This is a genomic window from Actinopolymorpha sp. B11F2 (assembly GCF_040195635.1).
In the GTDB taxonomy this organism is placed as follows: domain Bacteria; phylum Actinomycetota; class Actinomycetes; order Propionibacteriales; family Actinopolymorphaceae; genus Thermasporomyces.
This window is the reverse complement of the sequence record NZ_JBEFTX010000026.1, coordinates 59,874-74,102: the sequence shown is the minus strand read 5'-3', so window position 1 is coordinate 74,102 and position 14,229 is coordinate 59,874. Positions and strand designations below refer to the sequence as shown.

Genomic DNA, 14,229 nt, shown 5'->3' with positions numbered 1-14,229 from the left:
GCGTGAGCATCACCAGGGCTCCCGGGTCGTTTCCTGAGCCCGTGCATCCGGACCAGCTCGCGTTGCTGCCGGACGGTGTCGACATCGGCCGCCGCGGCAGCCGGCTCCGCTGTGATTATCACCGTGGCGCGCTACGTCTGCGGAGGTGCTCGCCGGGTTCGTCCGTTCCGAGCGGGCGTCACCTTGCCTGCACGGGGGTGACCGTGCTCCCGCTGGTCCGGGACTCCGGCCGGGACCGGGCCGGCGGGGGCAGCGGCAGGTTGGCGGTAGCGTGTGAGGTAGTCCTGCCAGTTCCAGTGGCGTAGGAACGTCTTGGCAGCCTTGCGTCCGTTGTCGTACAGGCGCTGGAGCTGCCTGCCGTCGAGGTCGAACTCGACGATGCCGGCGGGGGTGGTGTCGACGCGGATGGTTCGCGCATCTACCCAGGGCAGGTTGAGGCGGGTCTGGTCGTGGCCGGCGATGGTCGTGGCGACCAGGGAGGTCAGCAGGCGTATCGGCGGTAGCTGCGGAATGCCGAGGACCCACGGCCTTGGGAAAGTCATGACTTTGCGGAAGCCCTGGCCGAGGACCGGAAGCAGCTGCGTGTTGTCTTTGGGCAGCGTGGGCAACAGCTTGATTCCGAACGTGGGCCACCGTGGGGGCTGTCCGTCGGTACGGTCGAAGGCGTCGATGGGGAAGTTGGACAGTACCCCGCCGTCGACCAGGGTCGAGGCCATCCCGGTTTTGGGGTTGGTGAGGGTGAACGGTTCGAAGAAGAACGGGATCGACATGGAGGCGCGGACCGCGTCGACGACCGGCTGTGTCCGTGGATCCAGTCCGTAGATCCGGCGGTAGTCCCACGGCAGGCGGACCAGCTGGCCCAAGGTGAGGTCGGTGGCCATCACCACCAAGCTGAACCGCTGGTCTTCTGCCAGAGTGGCGTCTGGGTCGTCGATCTGCAAATCCGCGAACGTCTTCACGCCCTGCTTTTCCAGCTGTCGGCCCAGCCATTCCTGGAGGTAATCGCCTTCGTAGATGCCGCGTTGGACGAGCATTGAAAGGCTCTTGCCGACGACGGGAATGCGGTCCAGGGGCGACTTGTCACAGAACTTGCGGTAGTCCACCTCGAGCATGATCTTCTGCAGCTCGTCCATCGGCATGCCGGCGGCCACCAAGGCTCCGGCCACCGCGCCTGCGGAGGTGCCGGCCACCCGCGGAAACTCATACCCTGCCCGGTCCAGCTCGTGGAGCGCTCCGACCAGGCCAATACCTTTGACGCCCCCACCTTCCAGCACAAGGTCGGCCTTCCTGGCTTCGGCCATCTTCTTCCCCCATCCGCCTCGGCCGCGGCTCAATCAGCACTGTGGCGGCGTAGGGCCGTTCAGCAGCTCCTACTAGGAGACTCCCCCCAGTCCCGCCCGACGCCCCTCGCACATCTACCCCGTTCTCAGATACCCAGTCCGACCAGGATCGCGACATCCCGGGACGGCGGCCTGCAGCGGCGTAAGGCCAGAGCAGCTGTCGCAGAACCGATCTCAAGACGGCACGGTCGGTGGTGGCCCCGCAACCGTGAGGGAAACCGGAACGACGACCTGATCCTGGAGCCACCACGGCTCTCCACCCATGCCTGCGCACCGGAGGGGTACTCCGACAAGACGTCGGAGACTGGCGCAGCAGCCAGTGGGTTCATGCCCAAACCGCACGACCCAAAACCGGTATCGATACCCTTCCCACCAGGTTCGCCCAGGCCGAGCGCAGCCGCCGTCTGCTCCTCGTCGGATAGGTCGCCAACCGCCCGACGCGGCGGAAGTGGCGCGCACCACAGCACGGTGGGAACCGTACTGATGTAATCATGCTCGGCGTGGTTGGGCTGCCGCCCGAGATCGATGATCTGGATCTGGTAGCGCGAGCGCGACGAGCGCCTCGCGCTGCGCGGTGAGGTCTTGATCGACGGTCGAGACCCGGGCGTAGCCGATCTTGGGATCCGGGGAAGACCGGAACAGGATTGACACGCTAAGGGCCGGGGTGTTGGTAACAACGCCTCCATGAACACCGTTACGGTGTCCAGTTTGCTGAACAGGCCGGACTTCCGTTCCGGTCGTCAGCGTGGTCGGAACGGGTTGTCGCTGTGGGCAGCTCGTTGGCCGATCTCGCCGCGTCGGTACCGTTCGGCCTGCCAGACATCCCAGGCCCGATACAGCCAATGCGCGCGCCGAGCAACTCGGCGAACAGCTTGAACAGGCCCGCGAGCTCGAGCAGACCGGCGCCGACCGGGACCAGGCCGCCGAACAGCTGCGACAGACCGCAGCCCAGCTGGAGGCGACCCGCGACCAGCTGATCGCTGCCACCACCGCACGCGACGACCTGGCCCAGCAACTGACCGCCGCCAGGCAGAAACCGCCGACCTGGCGCGTGAACGCGACTAGCTCGCCGTCCAGCTCGAGCGGCGGCAGGCCATCGCTCCAACGTGCCGAGACCGCCGAGCGGGCCGTCAGCCGAGCAGAATTTTCCGTCGAACAACTCACCACACAGACCGCCGAGCAGCGTTACCAACTCCGCGATGCCACTGCAAACCGGGAGGCGCTCCAGACCGAACTCTCCAGGTCCGCGCCGACCTGGCCGCCGCCCGCGCCCAAGCCGACCGCACCGCCGCGCAACAACGACTCGACGATCTCCGCACTGAACACGCCACAAAGCTCGACGACCTCCGCGAACGATTCCCCCAACCGACCACCGAAACCACAGGCAAGGCACCCCGCCGCCGCCCGACCGAGTATCTTCCTTCTCCGCTCTCCGCTCTCCGCTCTCCGCTCTCCGCTCTCCGCTCTCCGCAATCCGCTCCCGGGCGCGGTGTGGGGGTGGGTCGACCTCGGCGTGTCTGGACCGCGACACCAGTGTTGAGGAAGATCGGTACAGCGATTAGCGCGAACGATGACCTTGTTTCAGGTCGCCGTCGGCTGTAGACACCGACGAGCGCCGTGGTCGCCGCGTCGACGCCGGCAACGCGGTTGCGGCGCTTGTTCCGTGGGGATGACGAGACCGACGCCGGGGCGCGCCAGGTCCGGATCCGTGACCGTCTCCACCAGGCGTATGCCAGGGGTCAACGCACGTGGTGGGACCAGCCGGTTTCGGCGGTCGGTCGCGTTTCTCGCCGAGTCCGGCGTGCGCCAGTTCTTCGACATCGGCACCGGGCTGCTGACGGCCAACAACACCCACGAAGTAGCACACGCGATCGCACCGGAATCGCGTGTCGTTTGCGTCGACAACGATTCCCTGGTGCTCGTGCACGAGCGGGCATTGCTCGTATGCACGACAGAGGACGCAACCGCGTACGTCGAAGGCGACCGCCGCGACCCCGCGGCATCCTCGACGCCGCCCGTGGCAACGCTCGACCTCGACCAGCCGGTCGCCGTCACGCTCATGGGGATCCTGCACCACGTAGCCGACACCCCCAAGCCAAGGCGAACCTCGGCGAGCTGATGGCACCGCTGCCCTCCGGCAGCCACCTCGCCCTCTCCCACGCCGCCAACGTCGTACACGGTCCGTCATCTGACGACGTGCGTGTCGGGGGTGCGTGCCGGACACGCGTCGGTTCCCCTGATGCGTCGAACCGCCGGAGACCCTAGCCCACCGCCCGGTCTCTGCTGGTCTGCCATGAGGCCAATCTAGGCTTCGTTTCATATCAATATGAACAAAACGAAGCGATACGAACGTTATGAGATGGTTTGTTGGGCTCGGCTCCGCCCTGCGGTGCTCGGCGGGAAATCCCCCAAAGGCCGGCCCCGCCTATCTGCCAGCCTCTCGGTTGGCGCCCGCAACATGTAATACGCGCGTGTTTACGGCTAGCCATACAGCGTTAGCATCCCTTTGCGTGCAAGGGAAACTCGCCATTGCCGCACGGTCAAGACTGGCCTGACTGTGAAATCTCCTTAAAGATAAAGTAGTTTTCGTCTTTGGGTCGCTCGCAGAGGCCTTGCGACCAAGGGCGTCACCGGCGAGTTGCCCCTTATTTTTAAGGTGAAGCGATATCACTAGCAAGGCTAGATTGACGCGGCTTCGCACGCGTAGCCCCGCATCCTACGCCGAGGGGCGAGGGGGCATGTCGCTCCTTTTTGACATCCTCGACCTTGAGGGCAATTCCGGCGCCCTTTTTTGACAAGTCGTGAAGAGATCAGCGAACCTCTGTCGATGCCTGCGAATACCTCACAGGTAGTTAGCCGCACTAATTTCACTATCGGCGGGAAGATCGGAGAGCCTAGACGATGCGGAACAAAGTTGTGAAAGCTGGCGTATGCGGTGTCAGCCTCATTGCAGGAGTCGGCTTACTGGTCGGTTGCTCCGAGGCGCCTTGGATGGAACTGTCCCAGAACGCGTCCGCGCCACGCCAACTCCATGACCGTCCGCCACGTACCGCGTCGGGGGTCCTGCCCGAGCGTTTGTACGTCGATCCCACCCAGCAGTCCACTCTGTGGGCCAAGAAGAATCCTTCCGACGAGCGCGCCAAGACCATCGAGGAAACCATCGCCAACAAGCCCGCGGCGCGCTGGTTCGGCGACTGGAACAAACGCATCACGGCGGAGACGAGCGAGTACGTCGAGGCGGCCGCCGACGCCGGCAGCCTCCCGGTACTCGTCGCCTACAACATCTACGGGCGCGACTGCGGGTCGCACAGTGCCGGTGGCGTCGAGAGCCCGGACGACTACCGCACCTGGATCACGTCGTTTGCCAAGGGCATCGGATCGCACCCCGCCGTGGTCATCCTCGAGCCCGACACGCTGGCGCAGATCGACTGCATTCCCGACGAGGCCGGCAAGAAGACCCGGCTCGATCTCATCAAGTTCGGCGTGGACCAGCTGGCCGAGCACGCACCCCAGGCAATGACGTACATCGATGGCGGCAACGCCAACTGGATCCCGCCCGCGACGATGGCCGACCGACTGGCCGCGGCGGGTGTGGGCAAGGCCCGCGGCTTTAGTGTCAACGTCTCCAACTTCTACTCGACGGCCGAGAGCGATACCTACGGCGGAGCGATCCGTAAGGCCCTGGCATCCAAATACGGCCTTACCAAGTCGTACGTCGTCGACACGAGCCGGAACGGCAACGGCTCAGCGAACGGCGAATGGTGCAACCCGGCTGGCCGCAAGCTGGGCACTCCTGCCCGGCTGGCCGGCCTCGGCGAGCCCAAGGAGTTCGAGCTCTGGATCAAGGCGCCGGGTGAGTCCGACGGCACGTGTGGTGCCGGTGCCACGACGACGGCCGGGGAGTTTTCTCCGGACCTGGCGGCCGGCCTTATCCAGGGTCGCTGACCGGCGGTCCACCGTCGATCCGACGTGACCGGTCGGGGTCTCCGGGCGACGCCGCCCGGGGCCCCGGCCGGTCCGTCTCTGGCGCCTCTCGCTCCGGGTCACCAACCCCACTCAAAGTCGGCTCCCAGCCGTCGCCGTCCGACCGGGTGAGCACCTCGCCATGGGTACTGCCGTGCTCACTTGCTCGCGAACTCTTCGGCGTCCCGGCACTCACCGGGGCCGCCCCCGAGGCTGGGCGGAGACGCTCTTCGAGCTAATCGCCGGGCTCGCTGAGCGGGGCCAGGACCCGGGAAGCGCCTGCTCCCTAGCCTAGCCGTGGTCGACGCGATGGCTTCGCGGCCAGGCGAGTTCCCGACCCGGGGGCCCCAGTGGCAGCGGATCCAGCCGGGCACCGGTGGTGGGACCGGCCGTGGGTGACGGGCAGAAGGTGAAGCTGGTCAACCAGCTGCTCTGTGGCGTGCACATTGCCGTCGCGGCCGAGGCGTTGGCGTTCGCCGAGGCGATCGGGCTCGACGCCGGCGCGTGCTGGGAGATCATCCGACACGGCGCGGCGGCGTCGTTCATCCTCGACGACCGGGGCGAACGCATGCTGCACGGGCCGTTCGACCAGCCCAGGAGTGCGCTGGACATCTTCGTCAAGGACATGGGCCTCGTCACCGACGCGGCACGGGCGGCCGACTACCCGACACCGCTCGCCACCACGGCCGAACAGCTCTACCTCGCGGGCCGTCGGGCAGGGCTCGGCCGACTCGACGACTCGGCCGTGATCGAACTGCTGCGCGGCCGACGGTAGGTCAGGCGGGTAGGCCAGACGGTAGGCCCGGCGCGCTGCAGGCGTGCGATCCACCCCCGTCGGGGAGAAGTCCTGGCATGACCGAACGGAGTGAGGACGCCAATCAGCACAGCACTTTGGTCATGGGGCCGACGAAGGAGATCCCATGACCAGGCAGCTGACCGAACCTCCGGGCGCACCTGCGGGGCCGACCGGCAGGGTCGCGCCGGTCGCCGCGGCGGCGGCGCTCGGCGGCTTTCTGTTCGGTTATGACACGGCTGTCGTCAACGGCGCGGTCGGTGCGGTGCGCGACACCTTCGCCGTCAACCCGTTCGTTCTCGGCCTGGCGGTGGCGGCGGCGCTGCTGGGGTCGGCGCTGGGCGCCTGGTCCGCCGGTCCGCTCGCCAACCGCCTCGGCCGGGTCCGGGTGATGTTGATCGCCGCGGCGTTGTTCGCTGTGAGCGCGCTCGGTTCCGGATTCGCGTTCGCCATCTGGGACCTCGCGCTGTGGCGCTTCGTCGGCGGGATGGGTGTGGGTGCCGCCTCGGTGATCGCTCCGGCGTACATCGCCGAGATCTCGCCGGCCCGGATCCGCGGCCGCCTGGGTTCGCTGCAGCAGTTGGCGATCGTGACCGGGATCTTCGTCGCCCTCCTCGTCGACTACGTACTGGCCACACTGGCCGGAGGTGCCCGCGAGGAGCTCTGGCTCGGCCTCGACGCGTGGCGGTGGATGTTCCTGTCGTTGCTGGTCCCGGCGCTCACCTACGGTGCGCTCGCGTCCCGCCTGCCCGAGTCACCGCGCTTCCTCGTGGCGAAGGAACGCACCGCAGAGGCGCGAAAGGTCCTCCGGAAGTACCTCGGCGGTGACGTCGAGGCGAAGATCGCCGAGATCGACCAGACCCTCGCCGCGGATCGCAGGATGCGGCTGTCGGACCTGCGCGGCCCCCGGCTCGGCCTGTTGCCGATCGTCTGGGTCGGCATCTTGTTGTCGGTGTTCCAGCAGTTCGTCGGCATCAACGTGATCTTCTACTACTCGTCCGTCCTGTGGCAGGCGGTCGGGTTCAGCGAGGCGGACTCCCTGATCATCACGGTGATCACGTCAGTGACCAACATTCTCACCACGTTGATCGCGATCGCGACCATCGACAAGTTCGGGCGCAAGCCGCTGCTCATCATCGGGTCGACGGGCATGATGCTCACCTTGGGCACGTTGGCGTTCGCTTTCGGGACCGCTCCGGTCATCGGCGGCGAACCGGTGCTGCAGGGGATCATGGCGCCGGTGGCCCTGGTCGCCGCGAACCTCTATGTCGTGTTCTTCGGTCTGAGCTGGGGACCCGTGGTGTGGGTCCTGCTCGGCGAGATGTTCCCCAACCAGATCCGTGCCCAGGCTCTTGCGGTCGCCGCCGCCGCACAGTGGCTGGCGAACTTCACCGTCTCGACGACGTTCCCGACGTTGCAGGCGATCGGTCTCGGATTCGCGTACGGCATCTACACGTTCTTCGCGGCACTCTCCCTGGTGTTCGTGGTGAGGCGCATCCGGGAGACGAAGGGACGGGAGCTGGAAGAAATGTAACGTCCTGGCGGCCTCGCCCGGCATGACAGCAGCCTCCTCGGTCACGCCACCCACGCCGCTCACTCCTGCGCTGCTACAGCCGGAGCGCGACGATGATCAACGGGAGGTGCGTGCGTCCACGTCGAGGCATTCGGCGGGGACGGGGTCGTTCCCCGGCTCGTCGAGGCGCTACGGGCAGCAGGCCCCGATCGCTCCACTGTCCTACGTCGCCACCGTCGACGACGTGATCGTGGGCCACATCCTGCTGAGCGCCCGCCGGCTCGACGCACACCCCACCAGCTGGTAGACGGCCTACGTAGGTCATTCCCAGTCGCTCCATCACCGCACGCGACCGAGTGTTGTGGCGTTCGGTGAACGCGACGACCTCGCCCGAGCCGACCGTGTCGAAGGCGTACGCCAGCCCGGCCCGACCCAGCTCCGTCGCCAGCCCGCGTCCCAACGCCGAGGAAGGATCGCCCAGCCCGAGTTCGAGCCGGGGCCGGACCCATGCATGACCCCGGTCGCCCAGCGTCCCTCGATTCGACGCGTCACCTCGGCGTCGGCGGCCATCCGGGACAGGCCACCCCGACCGGCCAGCCAACCCAGACCGACAAGCCCACCACCAGACCGGTCGTACGCATCCACTTGGACACACCGTCCGCCTCCCACGCTGTGCCCATGCGGGTCGGGGCGCGTTGCGGCGAGCCTCGTCGGTGCTCCATCGGCCGGCGTACCAGAACGCCACTGTGTCGTCGTCGTGGGGGCGGGCAAGATCGTCGGTGTGTGAAGGCTCGACCGGCTCGAGCCGGAGCCGTTCAGTGAGCCGCATCCGTACGGCCTTGGCGACGATGTCGCGCAGCCGGTCGTTGTCGGTGACGGTGACGGTGACGGTGACGAGATAGTCCACCTCTCGGCGTACCGCTCCGTCCAACTCCCACCTCCAGTAGGCGATCTGCGTTTCGATCTGGGCGAGTTTCCAGCCAGGTCTCCTCGGTCAGCTCCCTGGCCTGGGCCAGCACGGACGTCCCCCCATCCGAGGACCAACGGGTGATCCTGGGCGGCCGAGCCTGGAGTGATCCTGATACGGCGGGGCGCGCCCTCCTGCCCTGGTGGGCGGCGGGTGGGGGAGGAGGTGGGGCTCGACGGAACATGTGCCTGGGCTTTGTCAGCGGCCGTCGTCCTTGGCGTGCCCGCGGGCTTGGCTGTGCGGCGTGTGGATCGGCAGGGATGGGTATGGCGATACCGACTGCTGGCGTGGTGAAGGGTCTGTGGCAACGGGCCGCACCGGCTGCGCGGTGAGGATCTGCCTAAGGATGGAAGGCCAGTCCACGGAGGATGCGTAATGGCGACTGTCGAGTTGTACCCCGATGACGTTCATAACCAGCGGACGATCCGTCAGGGTCACCCGCCTGACTGGGTCAACCGGGAAGGTGGTGACTATGACCTGGTGGTGCTCGGTGGCGGACCGGGCGGGCTCATCGCCGCCACGACTGCTGCCGCAGGCGGGCTCCGTGTCGCGATGACGGAGCAGCGACTGACTGGCGGTACCTGTGTCAACTTTGGCTGTACGCCGAGCAAGGCGCTGATTCGCTGTGCACGCGCGGTGCACGATGCGGGTCGCGGGGGAGAGTTTGGCTTTCGGCTTGACACCCCACCTCGAGTTGATTTCGGGTCGGTCATGGAGCGGGTCCGCAGGATACGTTCCATGAGCAGCTCAGGCGATGCGGTCGAGGTGGCCGAGCAGGCGGGGGTGGAGGTCTACCTTGGGCACACGCGCTTCACCGCGCCGAATGCCGTGGAGGTCGATGGCCGGCCGCTGCGATTTCAGAAGGCTGTGATCGCCACCGGATCGGATCCCGTGGTGCCGCCCATCGAGGGACTGCGGACGGGTGAGTACCTGACCAACGAGACCGTCTTCTCCCTGACCGAGCTGCCGGCCAGGATGGTCGTCATCGGCGGCGGTCCGCTGGGATGCGAGTTGGCCCAGGCTTTCCGCCGTCTCGGCAGCGAGGTGGATTTGGTCAGCCGTCCCAGGACCCTGCTGCCCAGGGATGAGCCGGAGGTCGGTGAGCTGATCGGTCGCCGGTTCGAGCAGGAAGGGCTAAGGCTCCATCTGGGGTTCACGGCAGTACGGGCAGGCGACGGCAGTTTGCTGGTGCAGGGCCCCGACGGGACGCGCGAGCTGGCTTATGATGCGCTGCTGCTCGCCGCCGGTCGCAAGCCGAACGTGGAACACCTGGACCTGGGCGCGGCAGGCGTGCACGTCGCCAGGTATGGCGTGGAGGTGGACGAGTACCTGTGCTCCGGCAACGCCAACATCTATGCCGTTGGCGATGCGGCCTTCCCACAGAAGTTCACCCACGCGGCCATGGCGACAGCGCGGCTGTCTATTGCGAACACGCTGGATGGAGCGCGTCGCCCGGCCCGGGAGCTTGTCATTCCCCACTGCACCTACACCGATCCCGAGGTGGCCGAGGTGGGCCTGACCCCGCGCCGAGCCCGCGATGAAGGTGTCGAGATCGACGCTTACCGGCTCGAGCTGGCCAAGGTGGAGCGGGCCTTCATCGACGGCGAGGAGGAGGGGTTCGGGGCGATCTACACCCGCAGCGGCAGCGGCGAGATCGTAGGAGCGACGCTTGTGGCGGCACACGCCGGTGAGATGATCAGCGAGCTAACGCTGGCGATCACAAACCAGCTGCCACTGGAGGCGCTGGCCAACACGGTGCACTGCTACCCAACGCAGGCCGAGGTCTTCCAACGGATCGCACTACAGCACGCCAAACCCCAAAAGGTCGCAGTCCCACACCCGCGGTGAGGCCGTGTAGGAAGACGTTGCCAGGTCGGTGTGAGTGCTTCGATGGCGACCGGGTTGTTGGCAGGTAGGGCAGGTGTCGGCTAGGAGCGCGAGCACGATTTGGAGCTCGCGGAGAACCGCGTAGAGGCTCCGCCCGGCGCTGGGGCCTTGGGGCGGCGCCGCTTAAGGCGCGGTATGGCGGACGACAGGCGTCCGGTGGTGGGTGCTGAGCCCGAGGGAGGGGGCGGGCGTGCCCGAGGTGTCGTTCGCGAACCTGTTCTTTGTCTCGCTGATCGCCCTGTGCGCGCCCACCGTCCTGGGGTTCTTTCCCCGCTCGGGTATTCCGTCAGTTGTCGTGGCGATCGCGGCGGGTGTCGTGCTGGGCCCTGCCGGGCTGAAGCTGATCAGGGTGGACAGCCCGCTCGAGATTCTGGCCCTACTTGGGCTGGCGTTGCTGCTATTTCTGGCCGGCCTCGAGATCGACGTACGCCGCATGCGAGGCCATCTGTTGCGCGCGGTGCTGGCTGGCTATGGCTTGACGTTGGTGCTCAGTGTCCTTGCCGGGTTGCTGTTCGACGCACTGGACTGGGTGCGCAGCCCGCTACTGCTCGCGGTCACGCTGTCGGCGACCTCGCTGGGCCTGGTCGTTCCGGTGCTCACCGATGCCGGGGAGGCGGAGGGTGCAACCGGCCTGAGGGTGCTCGCCGCGGCCTCGGTGGCAGAGTTCGGCGGCGTGCTGATGCTGTCCCTGCTGTTCTCCACGTCGGGCGGAAGCATCGGCGAGCGGATCGTCATGCTGGTCGTGTTCGCAGCCCTGGTCGCGGCCGTCGGTGTCGCGGTGTCCCTGGCCGGCCGTTCGATGCGGCTCGGCGGCGTGCTTCGGCGCTTGCAGGACACCACTGCCGAGCTCCGCGTCCGGGCGGCGGTGGTGCTGCTGATCGGTTTCGTGGTGCTGGCCCAGATGTTCGGCCTGGAGACCATTCTCGGCGCGTTCGTGGCCGGCGTCATTGTCGGCATCGTCGATCATGACACCACCACCCACCCGAGATTCCGGGCGAAGCTCGAGGCAATTGGCTACGGGTTCCTGGTCCCGGTCTTCTTCATCACCAGCGGGTTGCAGTTGGACCTGCGTGGACTAGTTGCCAGCCCCTCGGCGCTACTGCGAGTGCCCGCGTTCCTGCTCGCACTGCTGATCGTCCACGGTGTACCGGCCGCACTCTACGTTCGGGCCGTTGGCACGCGGGCCTCGATCGCGGCGGGCCTGTTGCAGGCCACCTCGCTTCCACTGATAGTCGTCGCGGCAGAGATCGGGGTGGTGCAGGATCTACTGTCGCCGGTCAACGCGGCGGCGCTGGTCGGGGCCGGTCTGCTGTCCACGCTGATCTTCCCCGCGGCCGCGCTTGCTTTGCTCCGCCGCTCGTAATGGGTCATTCACGCCACGATCGTGGTCTTGATCCAGCCATCGATCCAGCCGTTTGGGCAAGCAGCGCCCGAACCAGCCCAACCATGGCCGAGATCTCATTCGATGGCGCGAGCGCATCGGCGTAATCATGCGGAGCCACAACAAGCTGCTCCCCCTGCTGGGCCACCCCCTATACACGGCCGCCGGAGAGCTACCGTCGTCCGGCAGGGACGGCGCCGAGCGCGCAGCAGGCTCGGTCCAGTCTCGAGCATTTGAGCGTTCTGCTTGGAGTATCAGTTGCTCTCGTCTCGAAGTCGCCCAGGCAAAGGGCCTCACTGGCCAAGACGCCGCCTGTCGGATAGTTGAGCTGGCCAGAGCCGAAGGTCTCGTCTGTAAGGACGTGTGCGATCAGGTGCCCAGTTGGCCGTTTCCGCCCTACCTCTCCCGTTCTTCTTGTGTCCCACTCGTTCCGGGAGGGCACAAGCGCCGCCGGTCAGGGTGGGAGCGGTCGGCGCCGATGTCGATGTCGACGACAGCTCGTTCGTAGCGTGCGACGACCCGACCCGACGCGACCCGAGCCGAGCCTGGTTGCGGGTCAGGTCGTTCGAGCTGGCCGAAGGTCTTGGTGGCCGGATCCAGGTCTGTCACGGGTCCCTCATCTCGATGAGGTGTTTGGGGGAGCCGTACCGGGAAGACTGTTCCGGTGGGGATCAAGTCTCCCGGTTTCCATGGCCGGCCACGCTCGTCCGGGCCGCAGCTACCGCCCGGCCAGTACCTGACCGAGGACTTCCCGGTGCTCTCGGCCGGCCCGACACCGCGGGTCTTGCCGGATCAATGGGAGTTCGTCGTCACGACGGAGTCTGGGCAGAAGCACCGTTGGTCATGGGCCGATCTGATGGACCTGCCTAGCGAGGAGCCGACGGTCGACATCCACTGCGTCACGAAGTGGTCCAAGCTAGACACCACATGGGAGGGCGTGTCGCTGGACGTGCTGCTGTCCGATGTGGAGACCGTCGCCGACTTCGCGCTCGTCCACTCCTACGGCGGCTACACCACCAACCTGCCGCTCGAAGACCTCCTCGACGGCCAGGCATGGATCGCTTACAAGTACGATGGCGACGACCTCGCACCGGAGCACGGCGGGCCGGCCCGGCTGCTCCTTCCGCACCTGTACTTCTGGAAGTCGGCCAAGTGGGTCCGCGGCATCCAGCTGCGGCTCGACGACGAGCCCGGATTCTGGGAGAGCGCCGGCTACCACGACTACGGTGACCCGTGGCGCGAGCAGCGGTATCAGGGCGACTGACCTGGCGGGTGGGTCGGCTGGTCGAGGCCCACCGGGAGACCGCGACGGCCCGCACGCTGGTCCTCGACGTGCCCGGCTGGCCCCGACACTTGCCGGGACAACACGTCGACGTCAGGCTCACCGCCGAGGACGGCTACTCGGCCCAGCGCAGCTACTCGATCGCCGCGCCCGCCGACGGCGACCGGGTCGAGCTGACCGTCCAGAGCGTGCCCGGCGGCGAGGTGTCGCCGTACCTCGTTGACGTCTTCACGATCGGCGACCCGGTGGAGGTGCGCGGACCGGTCGGCGGCTGGTTCGTGTGGCGCCCGGATGCCACCGACCCGGTGCTGCTGGTCGGCGGCGGCTCCGGCATCGTGCCGCTGATGGCGATGGTCCGGGCCCGGCGGGCGGCGGGCAGCCGCATCCCCTTCCGCCTGCTCTACTCTGTGCGGACGCCGGCCGACGTCTACTACGCCGACGAGCTGCGTCGCCTCGCCCGCGACGACGGCGGCCTCGACGTGACGTACGCCTATACGCGCGCCGCCCCGGACAGCTGGCCCGTGCCGCCGCGCCGGATCGGCGTCGCCGACGTCAACACCGCCGGCTGGCCGGCCGACTTCGCACCGGCGTGCTTTGTCTGTGGGTCGACCGGCTTCGTCGAGACGGTCGCCGACATCCTCGTCGCGCTCGGCCACGACCCGCGGCGGGTTAGGACCGAACGCTTCGGCCCAAACTAACCGGCAGACGCCCCAGCGAACCGGGAGACACAGTGAGGTTGAGATGACCGATCAGTACGTGGATGGCAACGCGCTCGCCGGCCCGCTCCAGGAGGTCTTTGCGGTGGATGTCACCGGGGCCACCAGCCGCTGCGCCAGCTGCGGCCGAACCGGCCCGGTGGCGACCCTGCACGTGTACACGCATGCGCCCGGCCTGGTTGGCCGCTGCCCGGGATGCGATGGGGTGGTGCTGCGGCTGGTCCGCGGCCCCGAAAGTGCGTGGCTCGACCTGCGCGGCACTGTGTTCCTGCGCGTACCCCTGTGACGCCGCCGCGGCATTCGACGCCGCAGCCATGGCTCTGGTAGCGGGTCGGCATGCTGAGGTGACGATCAGGGCAACGAGCATGCGAGTGCTTCCTCCGCTCC

At 67.4% G+C, this 14,229-nt stretch carries 14 protein-coding genes; 9 read left to right on the top strand and 5 right to left on the bottom strand.

The window, feature by feature from the left end; genetic code table 11:
- Positions 1-131: 131 nt before the first annotated feature.
- The 3 genes from ABN034_RS32070 to ABN034_RS32065 form a co-directional block, all read right to left on the bottom strand.
- Entirely contained in the window at positions 132-1,301 is a 1,170-nt protein-coding gene (locus ABN034_RS32070; protein WP_349694712.1) for a patatin-like phospholipase family protein, read from the bottom strand.
- 125 nt (positions 1,302-1,426) lie between these two features.
- Positions 1,427-2,026: a circadian clock KaiB family protein gene (locus tag ABN034_RS34710; RefSeq protein WP_502879130.1), complete on the bottom strand. Its 600-nt coding sequence runs from the start codon at positions 2,024-2,026 to the stop codon at positions 1,427-1,429.
- Between the two features lie 499 nt (positions 2,027-2,525).
- Positions 2,526-2,705, bottom strand: coding sequence for a hypothetical protein (locus tag ABN034_RS32065; protein ID WP_349694711.1), 180 nt, complete (start codon positions 2,703-2,705; stop codon positions 2,526-2,528).
- 343 nt (positions 2,706-3,048) lie between these two features.
- Here ABN034_RS32065 and ABN034_RS32060 point away from each other — a divergent pair, with 343 nt between their 5' ends.
- From ABN034_RS32060 to ABN034_RS32045, 4 genes are all read left to right on the top strand, one after another.
- A complete protein-coding gene (locus ABN034_RS32060; RefSeq protein ID WP_349694710.1) occupies positions 3,049-3,459 on the top strand; it encodes an SAM-dependent methyltransferase in 411 nt (136 codons plus the stop codon).
- Between the two features lie 872 nt (positions 3,460-4,331).
- Positions 4,332-5,285 carry a glycoside hydrolase family 6 protein gene (locus ABN034_RS32055; RefSeq protein ID WP_349694709.1) on the top strand — a complete coding sequence of 318 codons (954 nt, stop codon included), beginning with the start codon at positions 4,332-4,334 and terminating at the stop codon, positions 5,283-5,285.
- 409 nt (positions 5,286-5,694) lie between these two features.
- The gene (locus tag ABN034_RS32050; protein WP_349694708.1) at positions 5,695-6,078 is read left to right on the top strand and encodes an NAD-binding protein; all 384 of its coding nucleotides are present in this window, start codon (positions 5,695-5,697) and stop codon (positions 6,076-6,078) included.
- A gap of 145 nt (positions 6,079-6,223) precedes the next feature.
- Positions 6,224-7,630 carry a sugar porter family MFS transporter gene (locus ABN034_RS32045; RefSeq protein WP_349694707.1) on the top strand — a complete coding sequence of 469 codons (1,407 nt, stop codon included), beginning with the start codon at positions 6,224-6,226 and terminating at the stop codon, positions 7,628-7,630.
- Positions 7,631-7,703: 73 nt separating this feature from the next.
- Here ABN034_RS32045 and ABN034_RS32040 read toward each other — a convergent pair whose 3' ends face one another.
- Complete coding sequence (locus ABN034_RS32040) at positions 7,704-8,540, bottom strand: GNAT family N-acetyltransferase (RefSeq protein WP_349694706.1); 837 nt, start codon at positions 8,538-8,540, stop codon at positions 7,704-7,706.
- Between the two features lie 411 nt (positions 8,541-8,951).
- On the opposite strand from ABN034_RS32040, the gene ABN034_RS32035 reads away from it, so the two are divergent.
- Together ABN034_RS32035 and ABN034_RS32030 are read left to right on the top strand one after the other, a co-directional pair.
- Positions 8,952-10,424, top strand: coding sequence for an FAD-dependent oxidoreductase (locus ABN034_RS32035; protein ID WP_349694705.1), 1,473 nt, complete (start codon positions 8,952-8,954; stop codon positions 10,422-10,424).
- 202 nt (positions 10,425-10,626) lie between these two features.
- Positions 10,627-11,826, top strand: coding sequence for a cation:proton antiporter (locus ABN034_RS32030; RefSeq protein WP_349694704.1), 1,200 nt, complete (start codon positions 10,627-10,629; stop codon positions 11,824-11,826).
- 414 nt (positions 11,827-12,240) lie between these two features.
- Here the strand turns inward: ABN034_RS32030 and ABN034_RS32025 are convergent, their stop codons facing one another.
- Entirely contained in the window at positions 12,241-12,453 is a 213-nt protein-coding gene (locus ABN034_RS32025; protein ID WP_349694703.1) for a hypothetical protein, read from the bottom strand.
- A 55-nt stretch (positions 12,454-12,508) separates the two neighbouring features.
- Between ABN034_RS32025 and ABN034_RS32020 the strand changes: the two genes are divergently transcribed.
- The 3 genes from ABN034_RS32020 to ABN034_RS32010 are packed head-to-tail and all read left to right on the top strand — an operon-like array spanning position 12,509 to position 14,128.
- Entirely contained in the window at positions 12,509-13,108 is a 600-nt protein-coding gene (locus tag ABN034_RS32020) for a sulfite oxidase-like oxidoreductase (protein ID WP_349332372.1), read from the top strand.
- The gene (locus ABN034_RS32015; RefSeq protein WP_349694702.1) at positions 13,078-13,824 is read left to right on the top strand and encodes a ferredoxin reductase; all 747 of its coding nucleotides are present in this window, start codon (positions 13,078-13,080) and stop codon (positions 13,822-13,824) included. Before ABN034_RS32020 ends, ABN034_RS32015 begins: the two co-directional genes overlap by 31 nt.
- Before the next feature lie 43 nt (positions 13,825-13,867).
- Positions 13,868-14,128, top strand: coding sequence for a DUF6510 family protein (locus ABN034_RS32010; RefSeq protein ID WP_349694701.1), 261 nt, complete (start codon positions 13,868-13,870; stop codon positions 14,126-14,128).
- The last annotated feature ends 101 nt before the right edge of the window (positions 14,129-14,229 follow it).